The sequence below is a fragment of the Speluncibacter jeojiensis genome, assembly GCF_029589495.1.
GTDB lineage: Bacteria > Actinomycetota > Actinomycetes > Mycobacteriales > Mycobacteriaceae > Speluncibacter > Speluncibacter jeojiensis.
On record NZ_JAAIVF010000007.1, the window covers coordinates 292,737 to 308,403 of the forward strand.

Sequence of the window (15,667 nt, forward strand, 5' to 3'; positions counted from 1 at the left end):
CCGATGGCTACCCCGACAACGAGGGCGGTCACGGCCCTACCGTGAATTCATGTCAAGGTTCAAGCAGCGGAGCAAGGGAACGGGGTCGGTGTACCGGAACTCGCGGGGGCAGTGGGTCGCTGCGATCGAGGCCGGCTGGACGGGACGCGGTGGGCGGCGCCGCATCACGCTGAAAGCATGCACGGAGGCCGCAGTTCGTAAGCGACTCGCGGAGGCGTGGCAGCGGATTGCAGCGGAGGGGCCTTCCGCCCCGACCTTCGGCAGGATCACGGTCAAGCGCTGGGCCGATCGGTGGCTCGAACAGCGTCAGCGCATCGTGAGGCCGGGCACCTATGTCTCGGACCGATCCGGGGTGAACCGCTGGATTGTGCCGACTATCGGGCACCTACGCCTCGATGCCCTCGTGCCCGCAGACATCCGGAAGGTAGCCACGGCCCAGGAAGACGCCGGCCTTGCACTCGCCACGATGCAGCGCACGCACGCGGTGCTCGGCAAGATCCTCTCTGACGCGGTCGCCGAGGGATACCGGGTCCCGCAGAATGTCCGGGAGGCCGGTAGTCCGGGTGCCGGGCACTCCCCAAGGCAGTCGCTGAGTGCCGCGGCGGCGGCGAAAATCCTCGCGGTGGCCACTACGCGCCCTGATGCCTCACGATGGGTCGCAGCGCTCGTGGAAGGTCTGCGTCCCGCGGAGGCGCTGGGACTGACCTGGGACATGGTGGACCTTGACGCCGCGACGATGACGCTCGCCTGGCAGCTCAAGGCGCTGCCATATGTGGAGTTCAGGCAACCCGAGAGTGGGTTCCGGGTTCCCCGGGGGTTCGAGTCCCGACGAATCCACGGCGCCTATCATCTGGTCCGACCGAAGACCCGCGCGGGGAGTCGCGTCATCCCGCTCGTGCCGTGGCTCGCTGAAGCACTCACCTCCTGGGCAGGCTGCGCACCATCGTCGCCATCCGGGCTCGTCTGGCCCCGAAGCGACGGCACCCCCCGATCCGCGGAACACGACCGTCGACAGTGGTACGAGATCGCTGAGCAGGCAAAGGTCACAGTCACTCTCCCGGACGGCAGCAGTCGGAGACCGCTCCTGTACGAGGCGCGTCACACAGCAGCCACGCTGCTACTGGCCAACGGGATCGACGAGACCACGATCAGAGCCGTGCTCGGGCACTCGTCTGTGCTGAGCACCCAGTCGTATTTACACACCGATGACGAGAGAACTCGAGCGGCGCTTGCCGTGTCCGCGAAAATGGTCGGACTCAGCTAGGTAACCTGGGGCGACGCACTTCGGCTACCCCCATGGCTACCCTCCGCGCCCGACGACGGTACGGATCGATGCCCTGGTCGACCCTCGTAAGGAATCCTGTTGAAGACGCTTGAACAGACTGTTGCGCAGCATCGGGAACAGTGGGCGGTACGCTCGCGCGCTCAGCAGCAGTTGGAGATCGAGAACAATGAGGCCGTCGCGCGACTCTACGGACTCGAGGACGAAGTGCCCTCGCATGTTCCGCTCGAACGAGTGTCCCTCACCAACAACTCCGCGTTCCGGTGGCCGAACAAGACGCCCGAGGAGCGCGACGCACTGTTCACCGAGTCCGCCATCGTGGACCTCGTCTCGTATGCCATCGGCTGCATATTCGGTCGCTACAGCCTCGACGAGCCGGGACTGATCCTTGCCGACCAAGGCGGGACGCTGCAGGACTACCTCGCGAGGATCCCCTCTCCCGCGTTCATGCCGGACGCCGACAATGTGATCCCGTTCGTCGACGACGGGTGGTTCGAGGACGATGTCGTCGAAGGGTTTCGAAAGTTCCTGAAGGTCGCGTTCGGCGTGGAGCACTTCGAAGAGAACCTGCGGTTCGTGGAGGAGTCGCTGGGTGTGAAGACGCTGCGCGACTACTTCATCACCAAGTCGGGCAAGTCGAAGTTCTACGACGATCATCGGAAGCGCTACAAGAATCGCCCGATCTACTGGATGTTCTCCAGCCCCAAGGGCTCGTTCAACGCGCTGATCTACCTGCACCGCTACACGCCGTCGACGGTCTCGACGGTGCTCAACGAGTACCTGCGCGAGTACGAGAACAAGCTGCAGAAGGCCCTTGAGCGGGCAGAGGTGGCCGCCGCCGGTGGGTCGTCCGCGAAGGACCAGAAGGAAGCCGACCGGCTGCGGAAAGTGCTGGCCGAACTGCGCGACTACGAGCACGACGTGCTCTACCCGCTCGCCACCCAGCAGGTACAGATCGACCTCGACGACGGCGTGAAGGTGAACTACCCGAAGTTCTACCCGGCGGTGCAGAAGATCGCCGGCCTGGATGCCGGCGATGAGTGACGGCGAAGCACCGGCGAGAGGTCGTATGGCTGAGCTGGAGCGGCTGGGCGAGTCGGGTGACCTGTTCGATCGAGTGTCCGAGCTGATCGACCGGACCCGCACAACGGTTGCCGCGCAAGCGAACTCGGCGCTGACCCTGATGAACTGGCAGATCGGGCACCTCATCGACACCCAGGTCCTCGCCGAGCAGCGTGCCGAATACGCCCGGGAGACTGTCGTGGCGCTGTCACGACAATTGACGAAGCGCTACGGGCGCGGTTTCGACCGGGCCAACCTGTACCGGATGCGTCAGTTCGCCCAAGCCTTCCCCGACCGCGACATTGTCGCCACGCTGTCACGACAATTGAGCTGGAGCCACTTCATCGCACTGATCGCGGTCGACCGCGACACCGCGCGCGACTTCTACATCCAGCAGGCCCTCGACGCCCGGCTCAGCGTCCGCGCGCTCCGAGAGCTGATCGGACGACAGGGATTCGAGCGTCGCGAGATCGCCAACGCGCAGACCCCTGGCGGATCAGCGGTGCCGCTGGACACATTCAGTGACCCGTACTTCCTCGACTTCCTCGGGCTCAAGGACAGCTACGCCGAACGCGACCTCGAAGACGCGCTCATCCGCGAGATGGAGGCATTCCTACTCGAAGTCGGTCACGGTTGGACCTTCGTCGCCCGTCAGAAGCGGATAGAGATCGACAACGACGACTTCTTCCTCGACCTGCTGTTCTACTCGCGCCCACTGCACCGGCTGATCGCGGTGGAACTCAAGATCGGCAAGTTCAAGGCCGCGCACGAAGGGCAGATGAAGCTCTACCTGAAGTGGCTCGACCGCTACGAGCGCCGCAGCGACGAAGAAGCACCGCTGGGTCTGATCCTGTGCACCGAGACCTCGCGGGAACAGATCGAACTTCTCGAGATGCACAAGGACGGCATCGTCGTGGCCGAGTACTGGACCACACTGCCGCCCAAAGAAGAGCTGCAGCAGCGCATCACGCAGATCTACCGCGCTGCGAAAGAACGAGTCGCGCGTCGCGCACTCGGTCCGGCCCGCGACAGCGAGGACGCGGAATGAGTAAGACCCCCACGATCGCCGACCACCTCGCGGATCGCTTCGACTCCCGACGGATCGTCGTATGGCACGACCCCGACGGCGGCTATGCGACCGAGCTCGACACGCTGGCGCCGGGTGACGTGACGGTGCTGCAGGTCGCCGACGACGAGTTCGCGATCAAGTACCGGGTGCTGCGCGTGGAACGGTCAGCGAAGTTCCTGATCTACCGCTCCGGCACTGTGCCGGAGGGCGTGGGGAACTGGCTGCTCGACATCGAGCTGGCCTACGGCCCGGTGTTCACCGCCGACCGTGGCGCGCTCATGCGGTCCGACCTCGGGCTCACCGCGCCGGGCTCCGAGGAATTAATCGCCCGGTACTCGTCCTTCTTCGACGACGCGAAGCTGGTGACACGACTCAAGGCGATGCCGCTGATCGGCGACGACGCGACGGTGGTGCAGGCGCAGATGTGTGCCGTGCTTCTGAACCAGAAGGAACACAGTTTCTCCGAGCTCACCCGCACGCTGCTGATGCAGCACGCCGACGGCGACACCACCGGATTCGATGCGCTCGCCTCCCACGGCCTCGCGGACTTCTACTGGGCCGGCGCCTCCGGTATCTACGGGTTCACGTCGCAGGCTCCGACGGTGGCGGGGCTGGTGCTGTGGATGTTCCAGCGTGCCGTCGGCGGGTTCGACGTCAGTGAGTCGAACAAGGTGCGGAACCTGGCGCTCGACTTCCGCGGCTTCCGCGACTCCAAGCGCAGCAGCGGGGCAATGAAGACGCTGGCGCGCACCGTCGAGCGCCACCTCGACTACGCCGATCACGTCGGTGAGATCGCGTGGGAAGCGCTGAAGGAAACCGACGTGTTCGACGCCAGTGAGCGGGAAGTGATCCGGCGTCTCGTCGAAGGGATCAGCGCGAAAACGATGTCGTACCGCGACATCGCCGATGCAATCAGCACCAGGCGCCGCGACAGCTTCTGGTTCGACGACTACGCGACCCTGTACGAGGGGCTGAGCGCGGCGGCTGAACTGATTCCGGCGATCCGGAATGCTGTGCTTCACGTAACCAGCTTCGGCGAGGGCCTGACCCGGTATCGCGACGAGTGGTTCCGCATCGACCAGCGCTACCGACAGTTCACCCAGGCCTACCTGACGGCCGAGTTCAAGCAGCCGATCGAGGCACTTGCCGAGCTTGTCGAGAATGCCTACGTCACCGATTACCTTGCCCCACTCGGGGTGGCGTGGCAGCAGCAGATCGATACGGTCAGCCAGTGGCACACTGCCGGCCTGACCTCGCAAACATCGTTCTACGACCACTACGTGGCCCCGACTCTCACGGGCCGCAAGAAGGCCGTCGTGATCGTCTCCGACGCACTCCGCTACGAAGTGGCCGAAGAACTGAGTACCAGGATCCGCGGTGAGAACAAATTCTCCGCCTCGATCGACGCCACGCTCGGTGTGCTGCCGTCGTACACGCAACTCGGGATGGCAGCACTGCTCCCGCACACCACGTTGGCACATTCACCAGAAGGCGACGTGGTGCTGGTTGACGGCCAGAAGTCCGACGGAACCTCGAACCGCGGCAAGATTCTCGGTGCAGTGGGTGGCGCCGCGATCCAGTCGACAGACTTCATGGAGATGAAGCCAGTCGATCGTCGCGACCTGTACTCGTCGAATCAGGTGCTGTACGTCTACCACGACACGATCGACGCGACCGGCGACAAAGCAGTCTCCGAGCACAGAACATTCACGGCGGCAGCGGACGCGGTCCGTGAGCTGATCGACATCGTCAAGAAGCTCGCGAGCGCGAACGCGACGAACATCATCGTCACTGCCGATCACGGGTTCCTCTACCAGCGCTCCAAGCTGGCCGAGCAGTTCAACCTGACGGTGAAGCCGCAGGGCGAACAGATCGTAAAGTCGAAGCGCCGCTACGTACTGGGGCGAGGCTTGAAGAAAAACGCAGCGTTCACGACCTTCCAGCCCGATCAACTGGGACTGTCAGGCGATCTGGAAGTGCAGATCCCGAACTCGATCCAGCGGATCGTGCAACCCGGAGCCGGATACCAGTTCGTGCACGGCGGTGCGTCGCTGCAGGAGGTGGTGGTGCCGGTGATCCAGATCAACAAGAGCCGCAGTGACACGGTGGAGCCGGTGAACGTCGACATCCACCCCGAGTCGGATCGGATCACGACCGGGCAGATCGTCGTCAAGCTGTACCAATCGGCCAAGGTGGAGCCGCACAAACCTGCGCGGCGTCTGCGTGCCGGCCTTTACTTCGGTGACACGCTGATCTCCGACGAGCAGGAGATGACCTTCGACTCGAGCAGCGATGCGGGGCGCGACCGATTCCAAAGCGTCACACTGCTTCTCAGCAAGGCTGCGGACGAGGCCAACAACCACAGCGTGGAGTTCCGGCTCTCGGAGCCCATCGAGGGCACCGACCAGTGGAAGAAGTACAAGAGCGCGCCGTACACGATCAAACGTGCCTTCGCCAGCGACGACGGATGGGATTTCTGATGAGCGACCACATCGACCTGACCGAGGCGGTCCTCATCGAGCAGACAGTCGACGATGGCCCTGAGGACGCCGTGGCGGAGCCGACCGCATTGGACCGCAAGATCAACGCGCACTTCCCGGGAGCGGTGGTGCGCAAGGATCTGGTCAAGGCCGTCAAAGGCAACGCGATCGTGCCGTCCTACGTACTGGAGTACTTGCTCGGGCAGTTCGCCGCGACCGACGACGAGGCGACGATCCAGGAGGGCATCGAGAAGGTACGCCGGATCCTCGCCGAGCACTATGTGCACCGCAACGAGTCGGAGCTGGTGAAGTCGAAGATCCGCGAGAAAGGACGCTTCCGGATCATCGACCGGGTCAGCGTGACGCTGAACGAGAAGGACGACGTGTATCAGGCGTCCTTCGCGAACCTCGGCATCAGCGGGGTGCTTGTGGAGCCGAACACCGTGACCGCGAACCAGAAACTGCTGGTGGGCGGCGTGTGGTGCCTGTGCGACATCGAGTACTTCCACACCGACGACTCCCGCGTCGTGCCCTGGATTCTGGGCCGATTGCAGCCGATCCAGATGTCGAGTTTCGACTACGCCGGCTATCTCGAGGCCCGGGCCTCGTTCACCACCGACGAATGGATCGACCTGCTGATCCAGTCGATCGGGTTCAACCCCGAGATGTTCGGCCGACGCGCGAAGCTGCTTCAGCTGACCCGGCTGATCCCGTTCGTGGAACGCAACTACAACCTCGTCGAACTGGGTCCGAAGGGCACCGGCAAATCGCACATCTACTCCGAGTTCTCGCCCCACGGCATGCTGATCTCCGGCGGCGAGATCACCGTGCCGAAACTGTTCGTGAACAACGCCAACGGGAAGATCGGTCTCGTCGGCTACTGGGACGTCGTCGCGTTCGACGAGTTCGCGGGCAAGAAGAAGCGCACCGACAAGGCGCTGGTCGACATCATGAAGAACTACATGGCGAACAAGTCCTTCTCCCGCGGTGTCGAGACGCTCGGCGCGGAGGCGTCGATGGTATTCGTCGGCAACACCTCGCACACCGTGCCGTACATGCTCAAACACTCCGATCTCTTCGACGAGCTCCCCGAGAGCTACCACGACTCGGCCTACCTCGACCGGCTGCACTTCTACATTCCCGGCTGGGAGATCGACACGATTCGCGGCGAGATGTTCTCCAGTGGTTACGGTTTCGTCGTCGACTACATTGCCGAGGTCCTCAAGTCGATGCGGAACCTCGACTACTCCGACCGTTACCAGCGGTACTTCACGCTCGGCTCGGACATCTCCACCCGCGACCGCGACGGTATCCACAAGACCTTCTCTGGCCTGATGAAGCTGCTCTACCCGCACGAGCAGGCAAGCGCTACGGAGATCGAGGAGATCTTGCGCTTCGCGATCGAGGGCCGCAAGCGCGTCAAGGACCAGATCCTGCGCCTGGACGCGACCATGGCTGAGGTGAAGTTCGGCTACCGGTCGCTCGCTGGCGAGTGGACGGCCGTCACCACACTGGAGGAGGACGAGTACCCCGCGCATTATCACCATGGTCGCCGCGGCGCCGCGGGCGATGGTGAGGAATCCGCCGATCCGGTTGGCCCCACGCTGGGTGCGGCCGGCCCGGGGACAGCGATTGTCCCGGCCCCGGCGAAAGAGGAGCTGTTCGAGGGGCAGCGGGACTTCGTCGAAAATCAGCGCGGCATCTCCTTCGAGACCCTCCTCATGCCGTACCTGCGAGGTGCGAGCGAGATCGAGTTGCATGACCCGTACATCCGGATGAGCCATCAGGGTCGGAACCTTGTCGAGTTGCTGGCCCTGATCGCTTCGGCCAAAGACCCCGCCGACGAGGTGACGTTCAAGTTGTTCACCGTGCTCGATACCGACCTCGACTACCAGCAGAAGCAGTTGCAGATGCTTGGTCAGATCATTCAGGGAGCTGACCAACAGGGCATCAAGGTCGAGGTGGCCAAGGACCCTGGCGGTCACGATCGCTGGATCCGCACGGACAACGGATGGCGAATCAACCTCGGTCGCGGCCTCGATATCTTTCAGAAGCAAGAAGGTGGCTGGTTCGACTTCGGCAGCACGCGCCAGGAATTCCGCCAGGTGCGGGCATTCGGCGTGACGTACATCCGGGAAGCGAAATGATGGTGGACGTCGGCGGATGTGGGTCCGTCGGCCTCGCCCCTGCTAACTCTGAAGAGCCGGAATGCTCCGTCCGGCTAGGGGAATGCGATTTTCACCCTTGAGGACAGGACCTGATTTCGCGTTCCGGACAGGGCGACCAAATGAATGTCGCGGACCGCGGCGGTCGACCGTTGCGGTCCGTACCGTGACTCAGAGACTTGCCGTCAGCTGCTGCAGTGTTACAGCCAGCCTGCCAGGCGTGACGTAGATGTCCGGTCTTCCGGGAACCTGGCGCCCGCTTTCAGCCATCCGGGCGCTGACCTCGATCGAGCGCTTGTCGATCTGAGTGCAACAGACCTGGACTTCCTTTTTTGCACCGTGGCTCGCTCCAAAGATGCAGTGCAGGTGTCCATCATGCGCCATGCGGTGCCAGTCTCTACTGCCCTGGACAGCGCCCACGAAGGCATTGCCGAACTCCGTGGCGTTCGCATGGCGCTTTCTCGGGTCGCTGTTGAGTGACTTCCGTACCACCGTTCCGACTGCTCGAGACACGTGCGGGGCGATTGCCCGGAGTTCGCGGATCGAACCAGCTAGAATCCGATCGCGCTGCTTCTGCTTCGAGGTCCGGTGGTCGATCGGGTACTCGCCGCTTAGGAGGTAGAACGCCGTAGCCGCGAGCGAATAGACATCGGTCGCTGGCGTGCACCTGCCGCCTTCTTGTATCACCTCAGGGGCCACCGTGCAGAAGGTTCCATTCGGAGGTGCTGTTCCTTCGTCATCGAGGAAGTGGCAGAAGCCCAGGTCGCCCATAACTGCGTGATCGTCCTGTATCAGGACGTTGCCAGGCTTGACGTCACGGTGGACCATGCCGGCCCGATGGATGCGATCGAGTCCGGAGGCAATCTGTTGCACCAGGTGAGCCGCCGCCGAAGCTCGCAGACCGTTCGGTTCGGCGAGTCCTGCGAGATCGCCACCACTCATGACGGGAGTGACGATGAACCGGATGTCGCTGTTGATCACGACATCGGCATTCACCACTTGGAGCAGGAATCTGGACTTGAGCTGTTCGAGCAGCTGGGCCTCTTGCCAGGGTCCTGTCGCGCCCTCGTCCGACGGGTTGAGCAGTTTGACTGCGACGCGAGCGTCGAGGTGCCGGTCGTGTGCCTCATATACCGAGCCGCCAGCCCCGCCCCCGAGGCTGTTGATCAGCTCGTAGCGGTCGTTGATCGTCGTCCCAGCGGGAAGCTCCGACAGATTCACACGTTGAAGGCTAAGGTTTCGCGCATGCGTGCGCTAGGAATCGCCGTGGATCCGGCGGCCGGCAGCCCGAAGGTCTACGTCGCGACCGTCGAGCTTCAACCGTCTGGCCCGGTCCTCGTCGACTGTTTCATCATCAAGACGACAGAAACTGAGCCCGGAGCGCAGGCGGTCAATCTTGCTCGGCTTCTCCAAGGACGGCTTCCTGCGCTGTCGTTCGGGGCTGCCGCGCTCAAGACTGCGGGGGCATCACCAGTCGCGCGCAGGAGTCGAGCCACGTTCCAGCGGGCCCACGCCGAGGGCGCTCTCCTTTTCGTGCTGAATGAGGTTCCGCATGTCCGGGTGGAGGCCAAGGATGCCCAAGGACTCGCGACGCTCGCGGGGAAGAAGAAGGACGAACTGGAGGCGGCGGCAGTGGAGTTATCTGTGAGCAAGTACCGCGACGCGGTCTATGCTGCCCTGGCTCTGTTGCCGTAGTGGGGGCCGTTTGGGTTCGACGCGGACATGATCGAGCCCAGCGACGCGGGTCTCAACACCCGAATCGACTAGCGGGTTGAGTACGATGCCGACGAGCCGTGACTCGTTGCCACGGTCCCGAAGACGTCGAGCCGCGCGGGCGAGCATGGTTCCGCTCGCGTAGTTCACGTCGAAGACGATCGACGGGCCGCTACTGTCCCCGTGAATCGTCGGTGCCAGCATCATCGCGGCCCCGAGCACGCGCTCTGCCTGGGGGCTGGCGGCCACTACACCGAAGCCTTCATATTCCGACGCCGCGCGCACGAGAGCTTCGGCCGAGCGCCGCAGATGGTCGGCCGCGTCGTTTTGGCGAACGACCGCTGAGCCGCGGTTCATGATGCTGACTAGGTCCACAGCACTCTCCTTTCGGTCCCGCCCGCAACGATGCCGGGTCGTGCGACATTAGCGCGTCGGGCGTCGGGCGTCTTGGAAGCGGTGGAGATTCATCCAGCCATTCGTCGTGTGCGGTCGCAGGCTCGCGGGCATCCCCGAGGTAGCTGCATGGGCGTCGCCAGTGCTGCTGGCTGCGGTATACCCGCAACGAGCCTCACGGCCGCTCGTTGCGTGCGGCCTTCTCGACGATGCCGGCGATGCGCCTGGTCTTGGTCGCGGGTTGCTTGGCGAAGGCGATCTGGCTGAGCGCGAACTTGCGGACGCTCGGCGGCCACGCGTCCCAATGGGTCCGGGCCTGCGGGGCGGCGTCGAGGGCCGCGGCCAGCTCCGGCGACTCCACCAGTGCCTCGGCGTCGTCGAGTAGGGTCCACAGGCCGCGCTGTTTGGCGTCGTCGATGACGGCCAGTCCGGCCGGCTGGATGCGTCCCTCGGCGAGCAGATCGGTCACGCGTGCCTTGTTGGACGCGGCCCATGCGCTGTTGCGGCCGCGTCGTGTGAACCACATGCCCCGTCGGTGTTCGTCGATGGTCCGCGTGTGCCCGTCGACCCACCCCCAGCACAGCGCCTCCCGCACCGCCTGGTCGTAGTCGAGAGGAGTGTTCCCGGACTCCTTGCGCCAGAACACAAGCCAGACGCCGTCGGATTCGACGTGGTTGTCCCGCAACCACGCGTGCCACTCGTCGAGGGACTCGGGATGCAGGTGTTCGGCGTTCGGGTTGGCCATCGGGCAAGGCTAATCGCCGGCGGTCGCGCGCCCTCGGTTCCGGCGTGTCTGAGCCGAAGTCGAGCGGGCCCGCGCCTGGTGTCGGATACTGCTCCGATGGTGCGTACGAAGCGAACCGTCTTCTCCATGGTCTCGGTGGTGCTGCTGGCCGTTGCCGCCCTGCTGGTCTCGGTCCCGGCGAGCAGCGGCGCGGACCCGGCTTCTGGCTGGCGCTACACGATGGTGGCGTTCAGCAATGCCACCGACCGCGCCATGGACGTCTACCAGTCGTCGGACGGCACGAACTTCCAACTCCTCCGCAAGGCGGCGTACGTGCCGCCGTCGGGTCTCGTGCGCGATCCGCGGATCTTCCGGAACTCGGACGGCTTCTACTACCTCGCCTACACGACGGGCGCGACCAGCATCGGCCTCGCGCGCAGCAGCGACCGCGTCAACTGGACGTTCCTGGAGAACTGGCCGGTCCCGCTGTGCTGCGCCCTGCTGCCGGGCACGGGCGACGGGCAGGGCCTGTTCGGTTCGAGTGGGCCGGGCTCGTCGCAGTTCCCGGGATCCAGCGACGGACCATCGCTCTCGCCGTTCACCACGAAGGCGTGGGCGCCCGACTGGTTCGTCGACAACGGCCGCGTCAACCTCGTCCTGTCGATGTCGACCGGCGGCGGCTTCGTGCCGTACATCATGACGGCGCTCGACCCCTCGCTTCGGTCGTGGGGCCCGCCCGTTCCGCTCCAGGGAATCGGCGCCGACCACATCGACACCACCATCGTCAAGGTCGGCTCGACCTATCACGCGTTCACCAAGAACGAGACGAAGAAGGTCATCGAGCACGCTGTCGCGTCGTCGCCGGCCGGCCCGTACCGCTTCGTCCCGCCCGGAAACTGGGGCACGCTCGTGGAAGGTCCGGCCCTGACCCAACTGCCGAACGGCACCTGGCGGATGTACTTCGACGGCTACACCGAGGGGAAGTACTTCTACTCCGACAGCACCGACGGACTGAACACCTGGTCGCCTCGGCAGGAACTGCCCGGACTGTCCGGCACGGTGCGCCACGTCGGCGTGCTGCGCGAGCCGGCCTGAGCGTGCGTCCGCTCGGAGTCGCCTAGGCCGGCGCCTCACTCAATGTCCGACCGGAGACGAAGCGCCGCAGCGCACCTGACAGTGGATCGGTGAATTCCAGTTCCCGCGCGAGCAATTGGAGCGGCAGGCCGTGGTCGTCGGGCGCCTCGGGCAGCACGTCGGGATACTGCCGGTCGCCCAGGATCCCGGTGCCGAGCGCGGCCAGATGCACCCGTAACTGGTGCATCCGACCGGTGCGTGGACGCAGGATCGTGTGCAGCACGGCGCGGCCGGAGGCGCTCACACCGGCGCCGCGCACGTCGATCAGCGTCTCCGCGTTGGGTTCTCGACGGTCGTCGACGAGGGCCTGCCGGACACCGCGGCGCGACTCGATGTGGTTGCGGTAGACGACGGGAACCGTGTGGCCGGCGAGCGTCGGCGTGTCCGCGTCCCAGCCATCCGGCAGCCTCGACACCGCCTCGTACACCTTTGTCACCCTGCGCTGTTCGAACAGTGACTGATACGCGCCGCGGGTTTCGGGGCGGGCCGAGAACATCACCAGGCCCGCGGTGGCGCGGTCGAGACGGTGGATCGGCGTCAGGTCCGGGTTGCCGAGGCGGACCCGCAACCGCACGAGCGCGGACTCGCGCAGGTAGCGCCCGGCCGGGGTGGTGGGCAGGAAGTGTGGTTTGTCGATCACGACGAGGTCGTCGTCGACGTGCAGGATCTCCTCGCGAAACGGCAGCGGCTCCTCGTTCGGCAGGTCGCGGTGATACCAGATGAACTCGTGCGTCCCCAGCGCGGCGTCGCGGCCGACCGGGCTGCCGTCAGCGGCCACGATCTCGCCCGCGTCGAACCTGCGATACAGCACGTCGGCATCCAGATGGGCGAAGCGAGAGGCGACGTACTCGGCGATCGTCGCCCACGGCCCCGACGCCGGGACCCGCAGCCGGGTCGGTCCGATCCCGTCCTTGACGGGCAGCGGTGGGGGCGTCGGCACGTGCCTCATCATCCCACTGCCGACGGGCCCGACAGCGCCTCGGGCCACCTCGCCGTGGGTGGTGGCCCGCCGGTGATCAGACCCGCAGCAGGGCGGCCGACGGGGTCATGATCCCGAAGTACTCCGGAGCCAGCGGGATCAGGCCGGTCCAGCCGGGGATCTGCCCCCAGACCACGAGCGCGACGTGGCCGCCCCCGGTGGCGAGGGTCGCGGCGTGGTCGGCATAGGCGGAGCCGTAGTGGATGTCGTCGGGAACCGGGACCACGTCCGACAGGCCGGTGACCCCCGACCTGCCGTTGCCCAGATTGGTCCAGCCGACCGACAGCCCGGACGGTCCCGACAGCCAGCGCTGCACGACCGTGACGGAGCCCTGCTCGGGGTCGACCACCGCGTCGACCTCGGTTCCAGGGAAGCTGAACTGCCTGCCGGGGTGGGCGATCGGGACGACACCGTCGGCCGAGGCAGGCTTCACGACGGCCGCCTGCCGCGCCACCTGAGCGGGCACGCCCGCGGCGATCAGGCCCTGCACCGGGTCGATCTGCGTGGTGGCGGGTGCGGCCTGGGCGGTGCCTGCGGCGCCGAAGGCCGTCGCCGTAGCGGTGGCGACGACCGTCAGCAGAAGACCGGCGCGACGCCGGATGCTCCGCCGGGCGCCGGGGGGACGGGTGGATGACGTCGGGGCCTGCGTGGACGTCGACACGGTCATGTTCATCTCCGCTCTCCGACTTGTATGTGTCCGCGGTCTCGTGTTCGAACCGACGGGTTCGTAACGTGCCGTAGGAGACCGCAGGGATAGCTCGCGCTCTTCCTGTCGCCCCGCTAGCACTAGCGAGAGGGGTTGGCTCACCCAGGGTCTGCCTTCCCTGCGGTCTCCGTCCGCGGACTGGCCCAACAGAGGCATGAGCACCGCAGGTTGCGGTGCCCGAAAGTCGGACTGCCGACCGCGGATCCTCACCACGCCGCACGCTACATGCACCGGAGGACACGTTCGCCCGTGATCGTCATCGGTATCGACCCCCACAAGTCCACCCACAGCGCCACCGCAGTGAACCCGGCCACCAACGCCGACTTGGGTTCGCTGCGGATCAATTCTTCGTTTGAGGACTACGACCGACTGCTGACATGGTCCGCGCAATGGCCACAGCGACGCTGGGCGGTGGAGAATGCGCGCGGACTCGGACATCACCTGGCGCAGTGGCTGATCTGCCACGGCGAGGATGTGGTCGATGTGCCATCGACAGCGACCGCCCGGGTTCGGCAGCTCTCCTGCGGCAACCGCCGCAAGAACGATCGGATCGATGCGGCCGCAGCCGCGTGCGTGGCGGCGCTACAGGGCGATTCCCGTCCGGTACGCACCGAGGACCACACCGATCTGTTGCGGCTGCTCGACGAGCGCCGCAAGAACCTGATCGTGCATCACCAACGCCTGATCAACCAGCTTCATGCTCTGCTGCGCGAGTTGCTGCCCGGCGGGGTTGACATCGGGCTGGACGCAGGCAAGGCCCGGCTCGTGTTGTGATGCTTCCAACCGCTCACCCCGTGTGACGAGCTGCGCAAAACACTGGGACTGGAGATGGTCGGCGATCTGCACCGCACGCAGGTCCAGATTGCCGACATCACCGAACGCACCGAGGCCATCCTCGCCGAATCGGAGTCCACGCTCACCGAAATCCACGGTGTGGGTCCGGTGATGGCTGGCCGCATCCTCGCCCGCACCGGTAACCCTTTCAGGTTCCCCACCGAGGCCGCGTTCGCCTGTTACGCCGGCACCGCCCCGGTCGAGGTCGCCAGCGCAGACAACAACCGTCACCGGCTCTCCCGGGCAGGTGACCGGATACTCAATTCCGCCATCCATGTCGTCGCGCTCAGTCAGGCACGAACTCCCAGTTCCGAAGGGCACGCCTACTATCAGCGCAAACTCGCCGAAGGAAAGTCGCAGCGAGAAGCGCAACGTTGCCTCAAACGGCAAGTCACCCGGAAGCTCTGGCGAACGATGTGTCAGGACCAAGGCAGGCGGGCCGACGCTTCCCATAGTTACCTACCGCCGGCCCGCCTTGCCTGAGCCTATCAAGGGTGTCGAACACATGTTCCCGTATTAGGTAGGGTGGATTTCATCTCGTTCGGAGTGCCGAACATCGCTCCACGATGCAGAACTCTTGTGAAGTCGACCCACCAACGCCTTGTTCTCGGGGCAGGGTAGTTGATGGCTTCAGCTAAGGTCGGCTGTCGTGTCGATCACTGTGAGTGACCCTGCACCTGCTTCATCGACTTCCGGGGACAGTTCTTCCCGCGATGAGCGGGCACGGGTGCGCGTTGCGCGCCGGGTGGCGATGGTGTCCGGGTTGTTGGGGTTCGTGCTGGCGGTGTTGACGCCGGTCCTGCCGGTCACGCAGACGACCGCCCAGGTCAACTGGCCTCAGGACCACAGCCTGAACGCGGTGACCGCCCCGCTGGTGTCGTACGCACCCACCGAGCTCGACCTGGCGGTGCCGTGCACGGCCGTTGACCGGCTCGCGCAGCAACCCGGCGGGGACAACGCGGTGTTGCTCTCGACCGCGCCGAAGCAGGCGGGGACCGATGCGCTCGAGCGCGGGTTGTTCGTCACCGCGAAGGACGGCACCGTCTCGGTGCGCTCACGTAACACACTGATCGCCGAGGCGCCGCTGACGCAGGTCGCGAGGGGCCAGTGCACGTCCATCGATGTG

General features: G+C 65.3%; 11 protein-coding genes and 2 pseudogenes. 9 read left to right on the forward strand and 4 right to left on the reverse strand.

What is annotated here, in order from left to right:
• Positions 1–49 precede the first annotated feature (49 nt).
• The 5 genes from G4X40_RS20230 (at position 50) to brxL (ending at position 8,040) form a co-directional block, all read left to right on the forward strand.
• Positions 50–1,264, forward strand: coding sequence for a tyrosine-type recombinase/integrase (locus G4X40_RS20230; RefSeq protein WP_277835186.1), 1,215 nt, complete (start codon positions 50–52; stop codon positions 1,262–1,264).
• Positions 1,265–1,363: 99 nt separating this feature from the next.
• Positions 1,364–2,326 (forward strand): BREX-1 system adenine-specific DNA-methyltransferase PglX, encoded by a 963-nt coding sequence (locus tag G4X40_RS20235; RefSeq protein WP_277835188.1) that lies wholly within the window; start codon positions 1,364–1,366, stop codon positions 2,324–2,326.
• Between the two features lie 25 nt (positions 2,327–2,351).
• Entirely contained in the window at positions 2,352–3,392 is a 1,041-nt protein-coding gene (locus G4X40_RS20240; protein WP_277835189.1) for a PDDEXK nuclease domain-containing protein, read from the forward strand.
• A complete protein-coding gene (pglZ, locus tag G4X40_RS20245; protein ID WP_277835225.1) occupies positions 3,389–5,893 on the forward strand; it encodes a BREX-1 system phosphatase PglZ type A in 2,505 nt (834 codons plus the stop codon). The genes G4X40_RS20240 and pglZ overlap by 4 nt, the downstream gene beginning before the upstream one ends.
• Positions 5,893–8,040, forward strand: coding sequence for a BREX system Lon protease-like protein BrxL (gene brxL, locus G4X40_RS20250; RefSeq protein WP_277835191.1), 2,148 nt, complete (start codon positions 5,893–5,895; stop codon positions 8,038–8,040). The genes pglZ and brxL overlap by 1 nt, the downstream gene beginning before the upstream one ends.
• Before the next feature lie 189 nt (positions 8,041–8,229).
• Here brxL and G4X40_RS20255 read toward each other — a convergent pair whose 3' ends face one another.
• Positions 8,230–9,279, reverse strand: coding sequence for a serine/threonine-protein kinase (locus G4X40_RS20255; RefSeq protein ID WP_277835193.1), 1,050 nt, complete (start codon positions 9,277–9,279; stop codon positions 8,230–8,232).
• A 24-nt stretch (positions 9,280–9,303) separates the two neighbouring features.
• On the opposite strand from G4X40_RS20255, the gene G4X40_RS20260 reads away from it, so the two are divergent.
• On the forward strand, positions 9,304–9,753 hold the full coding sequence (locus G4X40_RS20260) for a hypothetical protein (RefSeq protein ID WP_277835194.1): 450 nt from the start codon (positions 9,304–9,306) through the stop codon (positions 9,751–9,753).
• A 586-nt stretch (positions 9,754–10,339) separates the two neighbouring features.
• On the opposite strand, the gene G4X40_RS20265 is transcribed toward G4X40_RS20260, so the two are convergent.
• Positions 10,340–10,909, reverse strand: a complete 570-nt coding sequence (locus G4X40_RS20265; protein ID WP_277835195.1) for a YdeI/OmpD-associated family protein — start codon at positions 10,907–10,909, stop codon at positions 10,340–10,342.
• A gap of 96 nt (positions 10,910–11,005) precedes the next feature.
• Here G4X40_RS20265 and G4X40_RS20270 point away from each other — a divergent pair, with 96 nt between their 5' ends.
• Positions 11,006–11,983 carry a glycoside hydrolase family protein gene (locus G4X40_RS20270; protein ID WP_277835196.1) on the forward strand — a complete coding sequence of 326 codons (978 nt, stop codon included), beginning with the start codon at positions 11,006–11,008 and terminating at the stop codon, positions 11,981–11,983.
• 22 nt (positions 11,984–12,005) lie between these two features.
• On the opposite strand, the gene G4X40_RS20275 is transcribed toward G4X40_RS20270, so the two are convergent.
• Both G4X40_RS20275 and G4X40_RS20280 read right to left on the reverse strand, forming a co-directional pair.
• A complete protein-coding gene (locus G4X40_RS20275; RefSeq protein WP_408642258.1) occupies positions 12,006–12,974 on the reverse strand; it encodes a pseudouridine synthase in 969 nt (322 codons plus the stop codon).
• A gap of 64 nt (positions 12,975–13,038) precedes the next feature.
• Entirely contained in the window at positions 13,039–13,668 is a 630-nt protein-coding gene (locus G4X40_RS20280) for a hypothetical protein (protein WP_277835197.1), read from the reverse strand.
• Positions 13,669–13,956: 288 nt separating this feature from the next.
• Here G4X40_RS20280 and G4X40_RS23000 point away from each other — a divergent pair.
• Both G4X40_RS23000 and G4X40_RS20295 read left to right on the forward strand, forming a co-directional pair.
• A pseudogene (locus tag G4X40_RS23000) lies at positions 13,957–15,024 on the forward strand (IS110 family RNA-guided transposase).
• A 244-nt stretch (positions 15,025–15,268) separates the two neighbouring features.
• Positions 15,269–15,667 (forward strand): annotated as a pseudogene (locus tag G4X40_RS20295) (hypothetical protein); the annotation flags it as partial.